The sequence below is a fragment of the Beijerinckia sp. L45 genome, from assembly GCF_009765775.1.
GTDB lineage: Bacteria > Pseudomonadota > Alphaproteobacteria > Rhizobiales > Beijerinckiaceae > RH-AL1.
The window spans coordinates 58,866-73,299 of the sequence record NZ_LMUU01000139.1; the positions used below are offsets into that span (position 1 = coordinate 58,866).

Annotated in this window: 14 protein-coding genes; 3 read left to right on the top strand and 11 right to left on the bottom strand. The window is 63.5% G+C overall.

What is annotated here, in order from left to right; translation table 11 throughout:
• Positions 1-59: 59 nt before the first annotated feature.
• The 8 genes from GSQ79_RS14690 to GSQ79_RS14725 form a co-directional block, all read right to left on the bottom strand.
• On the bottom strand, positions 60-824 hold the full coding sequence (locus GSQ79_RS14690; protein ID WP_158809450.1) for an amino acid ABC transporter ATP-binding protein: 765 nt from the start codon (positions 822-824) through the stop codon (positions 60-62).
• On the bottom strand, positions 814-1,668 hold the full coding sequence (locus GSQ79_RS14695) for an amino acid ABC transporter permease (RefSeq protein ID WP_158809451.1): 855 nt from the start codon (positions 1,666-1,668) through the stop codon (positions 814-816). The genes GSQ79_RS14690 and GSQ79_RS14695 overlap by 11 nt, the downstream gene beginning before the upstream one ends.
• Positions 1,665-2,411, bottom strand: a complete 747-nt coding sequence (locus GSQ79_RS14700) for an amino acid ABC transporter permease (protein ID WP_158809452.1) — start codon at positions 2,409-2,411, stop codon at positions 1,665-1,667. The genes GSQ79_RS14695 and GSQ79_RS14700 overlap by 4 nt, the downstream gene beginning before the upstream one ends.
• A gap of 42 nt (positions 2,412-2,453) precedes the next feature.
• A complete protein-coding gene (locus GSQ79_RS14705; protein WP_158809453.1) occupies positions 2,454-3,266 on the bottom strand; it encodes a transporter substrate-binding domain-containing protein in 813 nt (270 codons plus the stop codon).
• A gap of 134 nt (positions 3,267-3,400) precedes the next feature.
• Positions 3,401-3,859, bottom strand: a complete 459-nt coding sequence (locus tag GSQ79_RS14710; RefSeq protein ID WP_158809454.1) for a DUF29 domain-containing protein — start codon at positions 3,857-3,859, stop codon at positions 3,401-3,403.
• 34 nt (positions 3,860-3,893) lie between these two features.
• The gene (ssb, locus tag GSQ79_RS14715; RefSeq protein WP_158809455.1) at positions 3,894-4,397 is read right to left on the bottom strand and encodes a single-stranded DNA-binding protein; all 504 of its coding nucleotides are present in this window, start codon (positions 4,395-4,397) and stop codon (positions 3,894-3,896) included.
• A gap of 169 nt (positions 4,398-4,566) precedes the next feature.
• Positions 4,567-5,172 (bottom strand): hypothetical protein, encoded by a 606-nt coding sequence (locus tag GSQ79_RS14720; RefSeq protein ID WP_158809456.1) that lies wholly within the window; start codon positions 5,170-5,172, stop codon positions 4,567-4,569.
• 5 nt (positions 5,173-5,177) lie between these two features.
• Complete coding sequence (locus GSQ79_RS14725) at positions 5,178-6,515, bottom strand: dicarboxylate/amino acid:cation symporter (RefSeq protein WP_158809457.1); 1,338 nt, start codon at positions 6,513-6,515, stop codon at positions 5,178-5,180.
• Between the two features lie 268 nt (positions 6,516-6,783).
• Here GSQ79_RS14725 and uvrA point away from each other — a divergent pair, with 268 nt between their 5' ends.
• The 3 genes from uvrA to trmFO all read left to right on the top strand — a co-directional run bounded on the left by uvrA (position 6,784) and on the right by trmFO (position 12,713).
• Positions 6,784-9,702: an excinuclease ABC subunit UvrA gene (gene uvrA, locus GSQ79_RS14730; RefSeq protein ID WP_158809479.1), complete on the top strand. Its 2,919-nt coding sequence runs from the start codon at positions 6,784-6,786 to the stop codon at positions 9,700-9,702.
• A 572-nt stretch (positions 9,703-10,274) separates the two neighbouring features.
• The gene (locus GSQ79_RS14735) at positions 10,275-11,189 is read left to right on the top strand and encodes a transporter (protein ID WP_158809458.1); all 915 of its coding nucleotides are present in this window, start codon (positions 10,275-10,277) and stop codon (positions 11,187-11,189) included.
• Between the two features lie 102 nt (positions 11,190-11,291).
• Positions 11,292-12,713, top strand: a complete 1,422-nt coding sequence (gene trmFO / locus GSQ79_RS14740) for a methylenetetrahydrofolate--tRNA-(uracil(54)-C(5))-methyltransferase (FADH(2)-oxidizing) TrmFO (protein WP_158809459.1) — start codon at positions 11,292-11,294, stop codon at positions 12,711-12,713.
• Here trmFO and GSQ79_RS14745 read toward each other — a convergent pair whose 3' ends face one another.
• The 3 genes from GSQ79_RS14745 to GSQ79_RS14755 form a co-directional block, all read right to left on the bottom strand.
• Positions 12,714-13,508, bottom strand: coding sequence for a YdcF family protein (locus GSQ79_RS14745; RefSeq protein WP_158809460.1), 795 nt, complete (start codon positions 13,506-13,508; stop codon positions 12,714-12,716).
• Positions 13,509-13,578: 70 nt separating this feature from the next.
• Positions 13,579-13,764: a DNA gyrase inhibitor YacG gene (yacG, locus tag GSQ79_RS14750; protein ID WP_158809461.1), complete on the bottom strand. Its 186-nt coding sequence runs from the start codon at positions 13,762-13,764 to the stop codon at positions 13,579-13,581.
• Between the two features lie 4 nt (positions 13,765-13,768).
• Complete coding sequence (locus tag GSQ79_RS14755; protein ID WP_158809462.1) at positions 13,769-14,422, bottom strand: Maf family nucleotide pyrophosphatase; 654 nt, start codon at positions 14,420-14,422, stop codon at positions 13,769-13,771.
• Positions 14,423-14,434 lie beyond the last annotated feature (12 nt).

A 14,434-nucleotide genomic window follows, 5' to 3' on the forward strand; every position in this document is an offset into this window, starting at 1 on the left:
GTTTGCGACCGCAATACGGAGGGAAAACAGGCTGCAGATCCCTCTTTTCGGCGCTTAACTCACAAGACTTGCGAGAGGAACCGCCGGGTCCGCTCATCGCGCGCTGCGGTAAAGAATTCTTGCGGCGGCCCGTGTTCGACGATCACACCCTTGTCAGTGAAGTAGATGTGGTCGGCGACTTCCCGCGCGAATCCCATTTCGTGAGTCACGAGAAGGCAGGTCATGCCCTCGTCGGCGAGTTCGTGGATCGTGACGAGCACTTCTTTCACCGTCTCCGGATCGAGCGCCGCCGTCACCTCGTCGAACAACATCACCTCGGGGCGCATCGCAAGCGAGCGGGCGATGGCCACACGCTGCTGTTGTCCGCCGGACAGTTCGCCGGGATAGGTGTCCTCCTTACCCGCAAGTTGGACCTTAGCGAGCAGGGCCCGCGCCCGCGCCTCGACCTCGATGCGATCCTGCTTGAGAACGTGCAGGGGCGCCATCATCACGTTCTGCAGCGCGGTGCGGTGCGGGAAGAGATTGTATTGCTGGAACACCATCCCGACCTTGCGACGGAGCGCCAGCTTGTCGAGGCGGGGGTCGCCAACCTCGATGTCCGCCACCCGGATCGTGCCCGACGTGACCGGCAGCAGCGCGTTGATGCAGCGGATTAGGGTTGACTTGCCCGATCCCGACGGACCGATGATACAGACCACCTCGCCTTTGGCTACATCGAAGCTGATGCCGTTGAGCACGGGCACCGCTCCAAAGGTCTTTCTCACGTCGATCAGCTGGACGATCGGGGCGGCCAGCTTCGGCGCGACGACGGAATCACCGGACATTGAAACGTCGCTCCAGGCGCGCGGTCATGTAGTCGATGGGGTAACAGTAGAGAAAGAAGCAGAGCAGCGCGAAACCATAGAGCGGCGCGAACAAGTCGGTGCGTCCGCCTTCGGCCGCATGGACCTGAGCGGTGATGGTCAGCATCTCCGACACGCCGACGATGGATGCCTGCACCGTCGCCATGGTGATCAGCGCGTAGAGATTCATCCAGGACGGCAGCATCCGCTTAAAACACTGCGGCAGGATGACGAGCCACACGGTCTGGCGACGCGACAGCGCGAGCGACTCTGCGGCCTCCCATTGGGTCGACGGGATAGAGGCGACGGCGCCGCGCAGGATCTCGGCGACATTGGCCATCACCGGCAGGGCAAAGCCGATCACCGCCTTCACCCAGTCCGGCAGCGGGATCGTCACGCCCATTACAGTGATGCGGAACGGGATGAGAAACATCGCGAAAAACAGCAGGACGAGCCAGGGCGCGTTGCGGAAGAACTGCATCACGCTCCACGCCGCGCGTCGCGCAAGCACCTGCTCGGAAATGAGCAGCAGGCCAAGACCGAAGCCGGCGAGCGTGCCGAGCGCCATAGCGAGAAGCGAGATCAGGATGTTGAAGGCGAAGCCGCCGAGTAGCAGCGGCGCCCATTTGATGACGATCTCCAGGGCGGACGCCGGCGTCGGCGGGCCAAGCGCATGCGCGGAGCCGGCGTAGACGATCAAGATCGCACATAAGACGGGTGGGACGCTCCTGCTGAGCCTCGGCATGGGCGTGGGCGCCTGGGGGGCCAGCAGGACAGGCAGAACTCCGCCTCGACCCCATTGCGGGTCATGAGAGTGAGCTGTCATCGATGATAGCCGGGAATGCGCATCTGTCGCTCCCACTGGTGCATCAACCCGGCGAAAACGCCGACGAGGACCATGTAGGTCGCCAGAAGCAGCAGCATCATCTCGAGCACGTTCTGCGATTCCGACCAGATCTGCTTGGCAGCGTAAAGAGTCTCGGGCACTGCGATGGCGTAGGCGAGCGTCGTCGTCTTGAGCAGGTTGATCAGGTTGTTGTTGAGCGCGGGCAGGCAGACCCGAACGGCCAGCGGCAGCACGATGTGCCTGTAAGCGCCGAGCCGGGTGTAGCCGAGCGCCTCGGCGGCTTCGAGGGTGGTGCGCGGCACGGCTTCGATGCCGGAGCGAAAGATCTCGACATTGAACGCACCGGCAAACAGCGAAAGCGAAATCACCGCCCAGGCGACGTTGCCGAGCAACGGCTCACGCGTGCCATAGCTGGTCTCGATACCGGGGATGACGGCGCCGACGCCGAAATAGAAGAAGAAGATCTGCACCAACGGCGGCGTGTTGCGGAACACCACCACGAAGGCCTGGACCGACTGCCGCACCAGCGCCGAACCGGACCCTTGAGCAGCCGCCCCGGCGGCGCCGATGACGACGCTCGCGACGATCGACGCGACGCTGAGGAACAGGGTCATGCCGATTCCGGCGGCGTAGCGCTGGAAATCATAGGCATCGTAGAAGATCGTGAGGTTGATGCCCGTCGTTTCGTAGAGCGTTCGAAACCAGTCGGCGACGGCGTTCATGCCGACCCCTGCCGTGATTTTGATCTCCAAAACGGTGTCACGTTACTTGGCGTCGCCGGCTTGCTGGTGCATTCCTAGCGTGTAGGCCGTGGGCGTGATGCCCCACTTTTTCTCCTCGTCGACCACGAGGCCCGACTTGGCCCAATCCTTCGTCGCGTCGACGACGACCTGCGCCAGAGCATCGTTGCCCTTGGCGACCGCCATGATCCACGGCGTTTCGAGGATGCCCTTCAGCGGCATCGCGAAGTCCGTCTTCCATTCGTCGTCGAGCATGCGGCCCTGCAGAAAGGTTTGGTCGTAGAGATAGCCGACGCAGTTGCCCTGCTTCATCGCAAACAAGGCTTTTTCCGAGCCATCGAAGGCCAGTGGCTCGGCCCCGTAGGTCTGCGCGATCGTCTTATTGTACCAGGCGCCGGCGGTGGCGCAGACCGGCTTGCCCTTGAGCTCCGCCCAATCCTTGATCCCGGATTTCTTGGACAGCAGTACGTTGACGAAGTCGGCATAGTACGGCGGATCGATCGCCTGGATGACACGCCGGCGCTCGGGCTTATCGGAGATGGTCGCGATCAGCAGGTCGACCTTGCCTTGCTGCAGAAACTCGATGCGGTTCGAAGAGACGACCGGGACGAGCTCGAGCTTGACGCCCAAACGCTTGGCGATGTCGGCAGCAAGATCCGGCTCGATGCCGACAAGCGCGCCCTGCGGATCGCGGTAGCTGAACGGGCGGTAATCGGGCTTTACGCCGACGATGAGCGTGCCGCGGGCCTTGATCGCATCCGGACCGTCGGCCGCCGCCGCGGGCACGCTGATGGAGGAAACAGCGGCCAGAACCAGGCCGACGCCGCGCATTCTCATAAATTTTGCTCCCAATACTCAGAGCGGAGCACGCGAAAAGCGCGCCACAGAGCGGGCACAGACTTTGAAAATCGCATGACCGAGATACGAGATGTCCGCTGCCATCGCGCTAAGAGATCCGATGGCTCAAACTTCTACGACTGGTCTACCGCCTGGTCCCGAGTGAAGGGCGGCGTCGCTGGAAAGATGCCGATATCGAGACCGGTCTCGGACGCGGCAAGCTTGCGGGCGTCGGCGTAGGCTTTCAGGAAGATTGTATCCGCCTTGGCTTTAAGGCTGGGGTTCTCCTCCATGTGCTGCGCGATCTCGATCCGTTGATTGAGGATCGTCGTCGTCCAGCTCCGGCTCGATTTCTCCGGTTGATAGATCTGTTTCAGGAGATGTTGAAGCAGAACCCTGTAACGCGAGCGAAGCTCGGAGACTTCCTTGCGCCCCAAGGTCTCGATCTCCTCCAGGATATTCGCCAGATCCGCCTCGTCGAGACGACCGGCCTTCAAAAGCCCGGCCTGCTCCTGCGTCCACGCATAAAAGTCCGCCTCGTAGAGCGCCGAAGCGGTATTCCGGACCGAAGGCTTTACCGCAGCGTCGACCATTGGCGAAATCCGAAGGGCGCGGCCGCCCTTGTGGCTAGAACGGGATGTCGTCGTCGATGATCTCGTTCATCCGGCCGCCGCCGGCGGTGGCGGGACGACGATCGGGGGTCTTCTGCATCGGCGAGGAGCGGCCGAAGCTGGAGCCGCCGCTCTCGCCCATCTCGTCGCTGTCACCGCGCCCACCGCCCTTGCTGTCGAGGAGTGTAAGCTCGCCGCGGAAACGGGTCAGCACGACTTCCGTCGCCTTGCGGGCGTTGCCGTCACGATCGGTAAACTCGCGCGTCTGCAGCTGGCCTTCGAGGTAAACTTTTGAGCCCTTCTTGCAGTACTGCTCCGCGATCTTCGAAAGATTCTCGTTGAAGATCACGATGTTGTGCCACTCGGTGCGGTCCTTGCGCTCGCCGGTCGCCTTGTCGCGCCAGGATTCCGTCGTGGCGATCGAGAAGCTGCACACGGGATCGCCGGAATTGGTGCGCCGCACCTCGGGGTCACGCCCGAGATTGCCGATCAGGATAACCTTGTTGACGCTACCCGCCATGACACGCTCCTCACGAAACTCAAGGTCGCAACGAACGCGAAATGGGGCCGCCCTGTCAACGCGCGGATCGCGGTTCGCACAACATTCGCGCCGTCGCTTCAGGTACGGCGCCCGACCAATGTTCTATCTTCGTTCTAGCAAAAGCGCGGCTTTCTGCCAAGCCTGAAAGTCACTTTGGGCAGGGGGTCGGCTGGTTATCCAGTCCCTCGGTGTCATGGGTGAACGTGATCGCCGCCTTGGGGCCGGACCAGGCGAGTTTGACGACGTAGATGCTGTCGAAATCCTTGCCGTGCCATTTCGGCACGGAGTCCTCGTCGCCGCCATGCGCCGTCATCATCTCTTTGACGAGGACGTCGATGAGCTTGTGCTCCCAGGCCACGACGACGGTCGCCTCGTGATAGGCCGGCTGCTCCAGCACGTCCTTGAGCTTGTCGATCTCGAGAAAGCCGAGATCGGCGTTGACCGGCAGCCCGAACCTGACCGCGCTGGGTTCGATCGTCGCCAGCGGCCGAACGTAGTCGTAGGGTTTTCCGCCGTCGTCCTTCTGCTTGGACGGGTTCGGGGCGAAGAGGGCGGCCGGTTTGCCGAACTTGGCTTCGAGAACGGCTGGCAGTGCGAGCGCCCGGTTGAGCCCCTGGCAGTCGAGCTGGCCAAGGCCGGCGTCAGGCTTTTCGCCGTGGCGGACGAAGACGATGGTTTCATGACCGGTCGTCTGGGCCGAAGCCGGCGCGGCGGCCAAGGCACCGAGAGCGAGCAGCCCGGCCTGCTTGAGCATGATCATCATCCCGTGGTCACCGCCGTCGCGACGTCGGACGTGTCGACCTGGTTGTTCAGCGCGGCGCTCAGCTGGTCGCGGTCGAGTTCGCCTTCCCACGCGGAGACGACGATGCAAGCGACGCCATTGCCGACGAGGTTGGTCAGCGCACGGCACTCGCTCATGAACTTGTCGACGCCCAGGATGATCGCCATGCCCGGCACCAGCGCCGGGCTGATCGCGCCGAGTGTCGCGGCCAGCGTGATGAACCCGGCGCCGGTGACGCCGGTCGCGCCCTTGGAAGTCAGCATCGCGACGCCCAGAATCGTGAGCTGCTGGCCGAGGTTCAGTTCCACGCCCAGCGCCTGGGCGATGAACAAGGTCGCGAGCGTCATATAAATATTGGTGCCGTCGAGATTGAAGGAATAGCCGGTGGGCACCACCAGGCCGACGACGGGCTTTGAACACCCGAGCCGCTCCATCTTTTCCATCAACTGCGGCAGCACGCTCTCGGACGAACTCGTGCCCAGCACGACCAGAAGCTCGGCCTTGATGTAGTTGACAAACTTGAAGATGCTGAAGCCGGCGATCTTGCCCACGATGCCGAGGACCACGATCACGAAGATCAGCGCCGTCGCATAGAAGGTCAGGACCAGGCCGAGCAGGTTGCCGAGCGAGCCCGGGCCGTATTTGCCGACGGTATAAGCCATGGCACCGAAGGCGCCGATGGGCGCGACCTTCATGACGATGGCGATGACGCCGAACACGGCCTTGGCAACGTCGTCGATGAAGGTGATGACCGGCTTGCCGCGTTCGCCGAGCGCCATCAGGGCGAAGCCGAAGAGAATCGCGAAGAGCAGGACCTGCAGCACGTTGCCGTTGGCGAAGGCACCGATGACGCTGTCGGGAATGATGCCGAGCAGAAACTCCGTGGTGTTGTGGGCGCCGGCCTCCTTGGCGAATTTGGCGACCGCCTCGGCGTTGCCATGGTTGCCGAAGCCGCTACCGGGACGCACGACGTTGCCGATGATCATGCCGATGACCAGCGCGAAGGTCGAGATGATCTCGAAGTAGAGCAGCGCCTTGAAGGCCACGCGCCCGACCTTCCGCGCATCCGAGATATGGGCGATGCCGGAAACGACGGTGCAGAAGATGATGGGTGTAATCACCATCTTGATGAGGCGGACGAAACCGTCGCCCAGCGCCTTCATCCAATCGGCGGTGGCGTATTGCGGCAGTAGCAGACCGACGATGACGCCGAGCACGATGCCGATGAGCACCTGGACGTAAAGGACCTTGTAAAAAGGCTTCCTCGTCGTTTCTGCAGCCCCGGCGCGAGGCGTATGGTCCGAGATCGCGGTCATCGTTGTCCCTGGAGTTTCCGAAATGCCTAAAGCCTTGGGGTCTTGTGCAAGAAACCCTTTTTTCTCACAAGAGCGACTTCCAGCGGGAGCGTCAACATTGCCCATGTTTAAACATGGCGCGGAAGGCTTCGGCCTCTTAGGTTAGGGGCGCTTTCACGACGACTATGCCGAACGACCGAGTCATCGAACCCGAGACATCATTCCCTTGCCCGAAACAAAGAAGCCGAAGGCCAAATCCGCGTCCGCCGCCGCGCCAGCCAAGCTTAAGTTGTCGCCCGTTCCGGCCCGCGCCGCCGAGGCGCCGGCGTTCGATGGGCGGACGATTTCGGTCCGCGGCGCGCGCGAGCACAACCTCAAGAACGTCGACCTGACGATTCCGCGGGATAAGCTCGTCGTCTTCACCGGCCTCTCCGGCTCGGGCAAGTCGTCGCTGGCTTTCGACACGATCTATGCCGAAGGCCAGCGCCGCTACGTCGAGTCACTCTCCGCCTATGCCCGGCAATTCCTGGAGATGATGCAGAAGCCCGACGTCGACCAGATCGGCGGGCTGTCGCCGGCCATTTCTATCGAACAGAAGACGACGTCAAAAAATCCGCGATCGACGGTCGGCACCGTCACCGAGATCTACGACTACATGCGGCTGCTCTTCGCCCGCGTCGGCATCCCCTACTCGCCCGCGACCGGCCTGCCGATCGAGAGCCAGACGGTCAGCGAGATGGTGGATCGCATCATCGCTCTGCCCGAGCGCACCCGGCTGTTCCTCATCGCCCCGGTCGTCCGCGGCCGCAAGGGCGAGTACCGCAAAGAAATCGCGGATTTTCAAAAACGCGGGTTCCAGCGCCTCAAGGTCGACGGCGAATTCTACGAGATCGCCGACGCGCCAGTGCTCGACAAGAAGCTGAAGCACGACATCGACGTGGTGGTCGATCGCATCGCCGTGCGCGAAGACATACGCGCCCGTCTCTCCGAGAGTTTCGAGACGGCGCTGGATCTGGCGGACGGGATCACCATCGCCGAATACGCCGATCAGAAGGACGAGAAGGGCGAGGCCAAGCGCATCGTCTTCTCCTCGAAGTTTGCCTGCCCGGTCTCCGGCTTCACCATCGCCGAGATCGAGCCGCGGCTGTTCTCCTTCAACAACCCGTTCGGCGCCTGCCCGGACTGCGGCGGCCTCGGGTTCGAGCAGACCATAGATGCCGAGCTGATCGTCCCGGATCCGAAGCTCAGCCTGCGCAAGGGCGCCATCGCGCCGTGGTCGAAGTCGTCGTCGCCGTACTATCTGCAGACGCTCGAGGCGCTCGGCCGACATTTCAAGTTCCGCCTCGACACGGCCTTCGAGAAACTGCCGCTCGAAATCCAGCAGATGCTGTTCTACGGCTCCGGCCGCACCAGCGTGCGCTTCTCTTACGAGGATGGCGCGCGGGCCTACGACGTCAACAAGCCGTTCGAGGGCGTGATCAGCAACCTGGAGCGGCGGTTCAAGGAAACCGAGAGCGAATGGGCGCGCGAGGAAATCGGCCGCTTCATGAGCGCCACGCCCTGCGAGGCCTGCGGCGGCACGAGGCTTCGTCCGGAAGCCCGTGCGGTCAAAATCGACGGGCTACACATCGGCAAGGTCAGCGACATGTCGGTGCGCCAGGCTCATGGCTGGTTCGAGGCGCTGCACGACAAGCTGGACCCGAAGCGCCAGGAGATCGCCAAGCGGATCCTCAAGGAGATCCGCGACCGGCTGTCCTTCCTCATCGACGTCGGCCTCGACTATCTCACTCTGGCGCGCGGCGCCGGCACGTTGTCGGGCGGCGAGAGCCAGCGCATCCGGCTGGCGTCGCAGATCGGCTCCGGCCTCACCGGCGTGCTCTACGTGCTGGACGAGCCGTCGATCGGCCTGCACCAGCGTGATAACGCGCGCCTCCTCGACACGCTGCGGCGGCTGCGCGACCTCGGCAATTCCGTTATCGTCGTTGAGCACGACGAGGACGCGATCATGACGGCGGACTACGTCGTCGATGTCGGCCCGGGCGCCGGCATCCATGGCGGCGAGATCGTGTCGCAGGGCACCGCGGCGCAGATCATGGCTGACCCGAAGTCGCTCACTGGCAAATATCTGACGGGAGAGCTGCAGGTCGGCGTGCCGCGCAAGCGGCGCAAGGCCGACCCCGAGCGGATGCTCAAAATCGTCGGCGCGCGCGGCAATAATCTTAAGGATGTCACCGTCGATCTGCCGCTCGGCCTGTTCACCAGCGTCACCGGCGTGTCGGGCGGTGGCAAGTCGACCCTGATCATCGACACGCTCTACAAGGCGACAGCCCGTCGGCTCAACGGCGCCTTCGAACATCCGGCGCCGCACGACCGCCTCGACGGGCTGGAGCATATCGACAAGGTCATCGACATCGACCAGTCCCCGATCGGGCGGACACCGCGCTCGAACCCGGCGACCTACACCGGCGCCTTCACGCCGATCCGTGAGTGGTTCGCCGCTTTACCCGAAGCCAAGGCGCGCGGCTATCAGCCGGGCCGCTTCTCCTTCAACGTCAAGGGCGGCCGCTGCGAGGCGTGCCAGGGCGACGGCGTCATCAAGATCGAGATGCACTTTCTGCCCGACGTCTACGTCACCTGCGACGTCTGCAAAGGCAAACGCTACGACCGTGAGACGCTCGAGGTGAAGTACCGCGACAGGTCGATCGCCGACGTGCTCGACATGACTGTCGAAGAAGCGGCGATCCTGTTCAAGGCTGTGCCGTCGATCCGCGACAAGATGGACACGCTCGCCCGCGTCGGCCTCGGCTATGTGAAGGTTGGCCAGCAGGCCAACACGCTCTCCGGTGGCGAGGCGCAGCGCGTCAAGCTCGCCAAGGAACTGGCGCGCCGCTCCACCGGGCGCACGCTCTATATCTTGGACGAACCGACGACCGGCCTGCACTTCCACGACGTCGCCAAGCTGCTGGAGGTGCTGCAGCAGTTGGTGGACCAGGGTAATTCCGTGGTCGTCATCGAGCACAACCTGGAAGTCATCAAGACGGCCGACTGGGTCATCGACCTAGGCCCCGAGGGTGGTGACGGCGGCGGCGAGATCGTGGCCGAAGGGCCGCCCGAGGCGATCGCCAAGGTGGCGCGCAGTCACACAGGGCATTTCCTGAAGGAACTGCTGGGACGACGGCCGCACAAGCAGCGCGAAGCGGCGGAATAGCGCCACGGCAGCGTCGTCGATCGGTGCTGGACGGCGTATGATCGTCCAGATTAACGACTCCACAGCGCTGCCTGGTCATGCCTTTTTAGGTGGCACCAAGCCGCGAGCGCGACGCAAAGTATGGCGAATAGCGCATGCGCGAGCGGCAGCGCTCATTCTGAACAAGGCAGCAAAAGACACATGTCTGGCGTGAACGCTGCGTCGCACAATAATCGCTTTGCATTGCGTGCCAGAATATCAATGGCGCGAAATTGAATTGCGATCGCGGCACTAGTAAAAGCTTGAATATTATGAATGTAAACGCCTTTATCACTCGACAGAATGGTTTGCGCTCACTCGAATAGTACAACGAGAGAGGCCTTTGGAGGTGTTGCGTATCGGCAACGAGATTCCGCGAAGCATTCGCACGACCGTAAATCTTCTAGCTTTCGAGCCGTTCTAAAACCAAGATGGTGCATCAGAATCGGTCATAAAATGGCGATTGTGAGCTTTTGGTGGGCTGTCCAATGCAGCCACTACGAAGTTTGCCTTCGACCTGGACCGCTGAAGCAAGTTATCGGGGGAATGTACTCATGAACAAAAAACTCATAGCGACCGTTGGGGCGGCCGCTTTCGCGCTGACCATGTCGGCCAGCGTGTCGCATGCAACCATGATCGCCCAGCCCGGCGAGACGATGGGTGTGGCGCTCGGTGCGCCGCTTCCGGAAGGCGTCTTTGCCGTCGATCTCGAAGATTACGGCCGTCGAGACAGCGCTGGTGGCCCCGGCAACTTCAGAGACCTTGGCGTCAACGTTCCGCTGATCGCGTGGTCGACCCCGTGGACCCTGATGGATTCGCGGATCGAGGTCCTTTACGCGGCGCCGTTCACCCATCTCGACTCGTCGTCGGCGGGTGGCCTGAACCGTCTCGACTACTACAGCCAGTTGCTGGCGGTTAATATCGCCCACGACTTCGGCAACGGCTTCTTCGCCGGCTTGTTGCTGGGCATTCGTTCGCCCGACAGCTTCTTGCACGTCGACTACGTCGCGGCCGACATTCGTCCGTCGTTCGGCTATACCGCCAACGGCTACAACTTCGTCGCCACCTTCTACTACAACGGCGCCTTCGGTTCGAAGACCGGCAACACCGGTCTCGACAACGGCCGTTCCGACGCCGTCGCCGTCGATCTGACCGCGACGAAAAAATTCGACAAGCTGGAACTCGGCTTCGTCGGCAACGCTTCGACCGATGTCAACGATCGTTCGGACAACCTCTATGCCAACGGCGTCAACATCCGCGAAGGCCATGTCGCACTTGGTGGCTTGATCGGCTACGACTTCGGTCGCTTCACGGTCCAGGGCATGGTGACCCGCGACGTCGCAGCCCGCGGCAAGGCGATCGCCCTCAACGGCTCGACCTCCGAGAAGGAGACCCGTGGCTGGCTCCGCATCATCGTGCCGCTGTGGGTTGCCCCCAAGGCAGCGCCCGCGGTCGTCGCCCGCTACTGATTGCTTTCAGCCCACGCTGGATCCATCGAACACCCGCCGGTTTCCGGCGGGTGTTTTCGTTCGTCGGGTTGCCGGCGAGTCGCGCGCCCTTTAGATTGAGCTATGACAAATCCTTCTCAACCGGCCGCCGTCCACGTCATCGGCGGCGGACTCGCCGGCACTGAGGCCTCGTGGCAGATCGCCCAGGCCGGCGTTCGCGTCGTCCTGCACGAGATGCGGCCGCACCGGAAAACCGAGGCCCACCGTGGCGACGGCCTCGCCGAGCTCGTCTGTTCGAATTCGCTGCGCTCCGACGATGCCGAGACCAACGCCGTCGGCGTGCTTCATCGCGAGATGCGGCGGATGGCCTCGCTGATCATGGCGGCCGCCGACATCAACCAGGTTCCGGCGGGCGGCGCCTTGGCGGTCGACCGCGAGGCGTTTTCCGCCGAGATCACCGCACGCCTCGAAGCGCACCCGCTCGTCACCATCGAACGCGGCGAAGTGTCGGGCCTGCCACCCGAAGCCTGGGACAGCGTCGTCGTGGCAACCGGGCCGCTCACCGCACCGGCCCTGGCGGAGGCCATCCGCGGTCTGACCGGTGAAAGCGACCTCGCCTTCTTCGACGCCATCGCGCCGGTGATCCATCGCGACTCCATCGACATGTCGAAGGCCTGGTTCCAGTCGCGTTACGACAAGTGCGGCCCGGGCGGCACCGGGGCCGACTACATCAACTGTCCGCTGTCGCGCGAGCGATACGACGCGTTCGTCGATGCCCTGCTCGCCGCCGACTGCGTGACCTCGGTGCATGAAGCGAGCACGCCTTATTTCAACGGCTGCCTGCCGATCGAAGTGATGGCATCGCGCGGGCGCGAGACGCTGCGCTTTGGCCCAATGAAGCCCATCGGGCTGACCAACGCCCACGATCCTTTGAACAAGCCTTATGGGGTGATTCAGCTGCGCCAGGACAATGCGCTGGGCACGCTCTACAACATGGTCGGCTTTCAGACGAAGATGAAGCACGCGGCGCAGGTCGCCGTTTTCCAGACCATTCCCGGGCTGGAGAATGCCAGCTTCGCCCGGCTCGGCGGCATGCACCGCAACACCTTCCTCAATTCGCCGCGCGTGCTCGACGAGCAGTTTCGGCTACGGGCTTTGCCGCGGTTGCGCTTCGCCGGCCAGATCACCGGCTGCGAAGGCTACGTCGAGAGCGCGGCCATCGGGCTGATCATCGGTCGTCTTGCAGCCGCTGAGCGCCTGAGCCAGCCCTTCACCATGCCGCCGATGACCACGGCGATCGGCGCGCTGATCAACCACATCACCGGCGGTCACCTCGAGAGCATCGACGCCGGCCCGTCGTCCTTCCAACCGATGAACGTCAATTTTGGGCTGTTCCCGCCGCCGACGGAAAAACTGGTCAACGAATCCGGCAAGCGCATGCGCGGGCCGGAAAAGGCGGCGTTCCGCAAACGTGCGCTGAGCCGTCGGGCGCAGATCGATCTCGATGCCTGGCTCGGCGACCAGCCCGCGATGGCGGCGGAATGATCAGGGCGTCGGGAACAGCGCGTCCGTCTTGCCGGTGATTCGATAGGCCAACAGGCCGGCCCACTCGTGCAGGGCCGTATCGAGCTTTTCCAGCGATTCGATCGCGTTGAAGGAGGGCTTCCAGTCCCGACCGTCGCCGAAGGACCGATAGTCCACGGGATAGGCGGTGACCGGAAAATCGGCCTGGCGAAAGATGCTGACCGAACGCGGCATGTGCCAGGCCGAGGTAACGAGAAGCCATTGCTCGCCCGGCTTCGGCTTGACCAATTCGCGGGTGAACACCGCGTTTTCGAACGTGTTGCGCGACTTGCTCTCGAAACTCATCCGCGCCTCAGGAATGCCGAGGCTGAGCCACAGACGGTGCGCGCCTTCGGCCTCGTCACGGCCGACTTGGCGGACGTCGGCGGAGCCGCCGGTAAAGACCAGCCGCGCGGAAGGATAGCGCAGGGCCAGAGCGACGCCGGCGGTCATCCGGGTCGCGGCCGCGTTCATGCTGATCTCGCCGCGCGCGAGGCTGAGTTCCTCGTTCATCGCGCCGCCGAGAACGATGATGCCGGTGGGAGCGGCCATGCTCGCGGGCGGATTGGGAAAGCGGTCCTCCAGGGTGCGCAGCAAAAGCTGGCTCGCTGGCGAGAAGCAGCCGAGCACGAAAATCACCGTCGCGGTCGCCAGGATCGCCCGGCCCGTCCGGACCCAGCCGGCCCACCACAGAAGAAGCCCGGCGAGCATCGCCAGCGCGATGAAATTGACCGGCTGAAACACCAGACCCAGCAGCTTGGAGAGAATGAAGAACACGGCGTGACATCGTTCAAGGAGGGCCAGGAAGCAGCGCAGGCATCACGCCAGCGAAAAGCTGAAGGGACGCTTACGACTCCGCGTCGGACTCATCATCTTGATCGGCCGCAGGCAGCGCATAGACGCCGCCGAGCCAGCGATGCAGGTCGACATCCGCACATCGCGTCGAGCAGAATGGCTTTACCGCCTCGACGGCCGGCTTGCCGCAGATCGGACAAGGCCGGAGCTTCGGCGCCGCTTTTGTATCCTCGGTCATCGCGTTATTCGATGGTCTGCAACGAGGGCGACGCCTCGTGCCAGGCGCCATGCGGACGCACGCCTTCGCCGCCAAGCAGCACCATGGTTTCGTAGAGCGGCAGGCCGACGACGCAGGAATAGGAGCCGATCAGCTTGATCACGAAGGCCCCGGCCCGGCCCTGGATCGCGTAGCCGCCGGCCTTGCCGCGCCATTCCTCGCAGGCCAGGTAGGCCTGCATCTCGGCGCCCGAGAGACGCTTGAAACGGACGCGGGATTCGACGATTCTGCGCCGCGTCGCACCCTTCGGTGTGATCAGGCAGAGCCCCGTATGGACGCGATGCGCCCGCCCCGAGAGCATGCGCAGACATTGATCGGCCTCGTCGGCCAGTTCGCATTTCGGCAAGATGCGCCGGCCGACGCTGACCACCGTATCGGCGGCAATGAGATAGGCGCCGGCAAGTTCGGGCCGCCCCCGCATGACCTTCGCTGCCGCGACGGCCTTTTCGTCGGCGAGGCGCACCGCGAGCGAGCGCGGCGACTCGCCTTTGTGCGGCATCTCGTCGATGTCGGCGGGCAGCAGGGCATCCGGCTCGAATCCGATCTGCTGCAGGAGCGCCAAGCGTCGCGGCGATGCCGAGGCGAGGACAAGCTTGAAACGCTCCGGGGCACCGGTCATGGCATACGGCTC

Coding starts and splice junctions, on each gene's coding strand:
- GSQ79_RS14695 (WP_158809451.1), bottom strand. CDS start 1,668: ATGACAGCTCACTCTCATGACCCGCAATGGGGTCGAGGCGGAGTTCTG.
- GSQ79_RS14735 (WP_158809458.1), top strand. CDS start 10,275: ATGAACAAAAAACTCATAGCGACCGTTGGGGCGGCCGCTTTCGCGCTG.
- GSQ79_RS14705 (WP_158809453.1), bottom strand. CDS start 3,266: ATGAGAATGCGCGGCGTCGGCCTGGTTCTGGCCGCTGTTTCCTCCATC.
- ssb (WP_158809455.1), bottom strand. CDS start 4,397: ATGGCGGGTAGCGTCAACAAGGTTATCCTGATCGGCAATCTCGGGCGT.
- trmFO (WP_158809459.1), top strand. CDS start 11,292: ATGACAAATCCTTCTCAACCGGCCGCCGTCCACGTCATCGGCGGCGGA.
- GSQ79_RS14720 (WP_158809456.1), bottom strand. CDS start 5,172: ATGCTCAAGCAGGCCGGGCTGCTCGCTCTCGGTGCCTTGGCCGCCGCG.
- GSQ79_RS14710 (WP_158809454.1), bottom strand. CDS start 3,859: ATGGTCGACGCTGCGGTAAAGCCTTCGGTCCGGAATACCGCTTCGGCG.
- yacG (WP_158809461.1), bottom strand. CDS start 13,764: ATGACCGAGGATACAAAAGCGGCGCCGAAGCTCCGGCCTTGTCCGATC.
- GSQ79_RS14690 (WP_158809450.1), bottom strand. CDS start 824: ATGTCCGGTGATTCCGTCGTCGCGCCGAAGCTGGCCGCCCCGATCGTC.
- GSQ79_RS14700 (WP_158809452.1), bottom strand. CDS start 2,411: ATGAACGCCGTCGCCGACTGGTTTCGAACGCTCTACGAAACGACGGGC.
- GSQ79_RS14755 (WP_158809462.1), bottom strand. CDS start 14,422: ATGACCGGTGCCCCGGAGCGTTTCAAGCTTGTCCTCGCCTCGGCATCG.
- GSQ79_RS14725 (WP_158809457.1), bottom strand. CDS start 6,515: ATGACCGCGATCTCGGACCATACGCCTCGCGCCGGGGCTGCAGAAACG.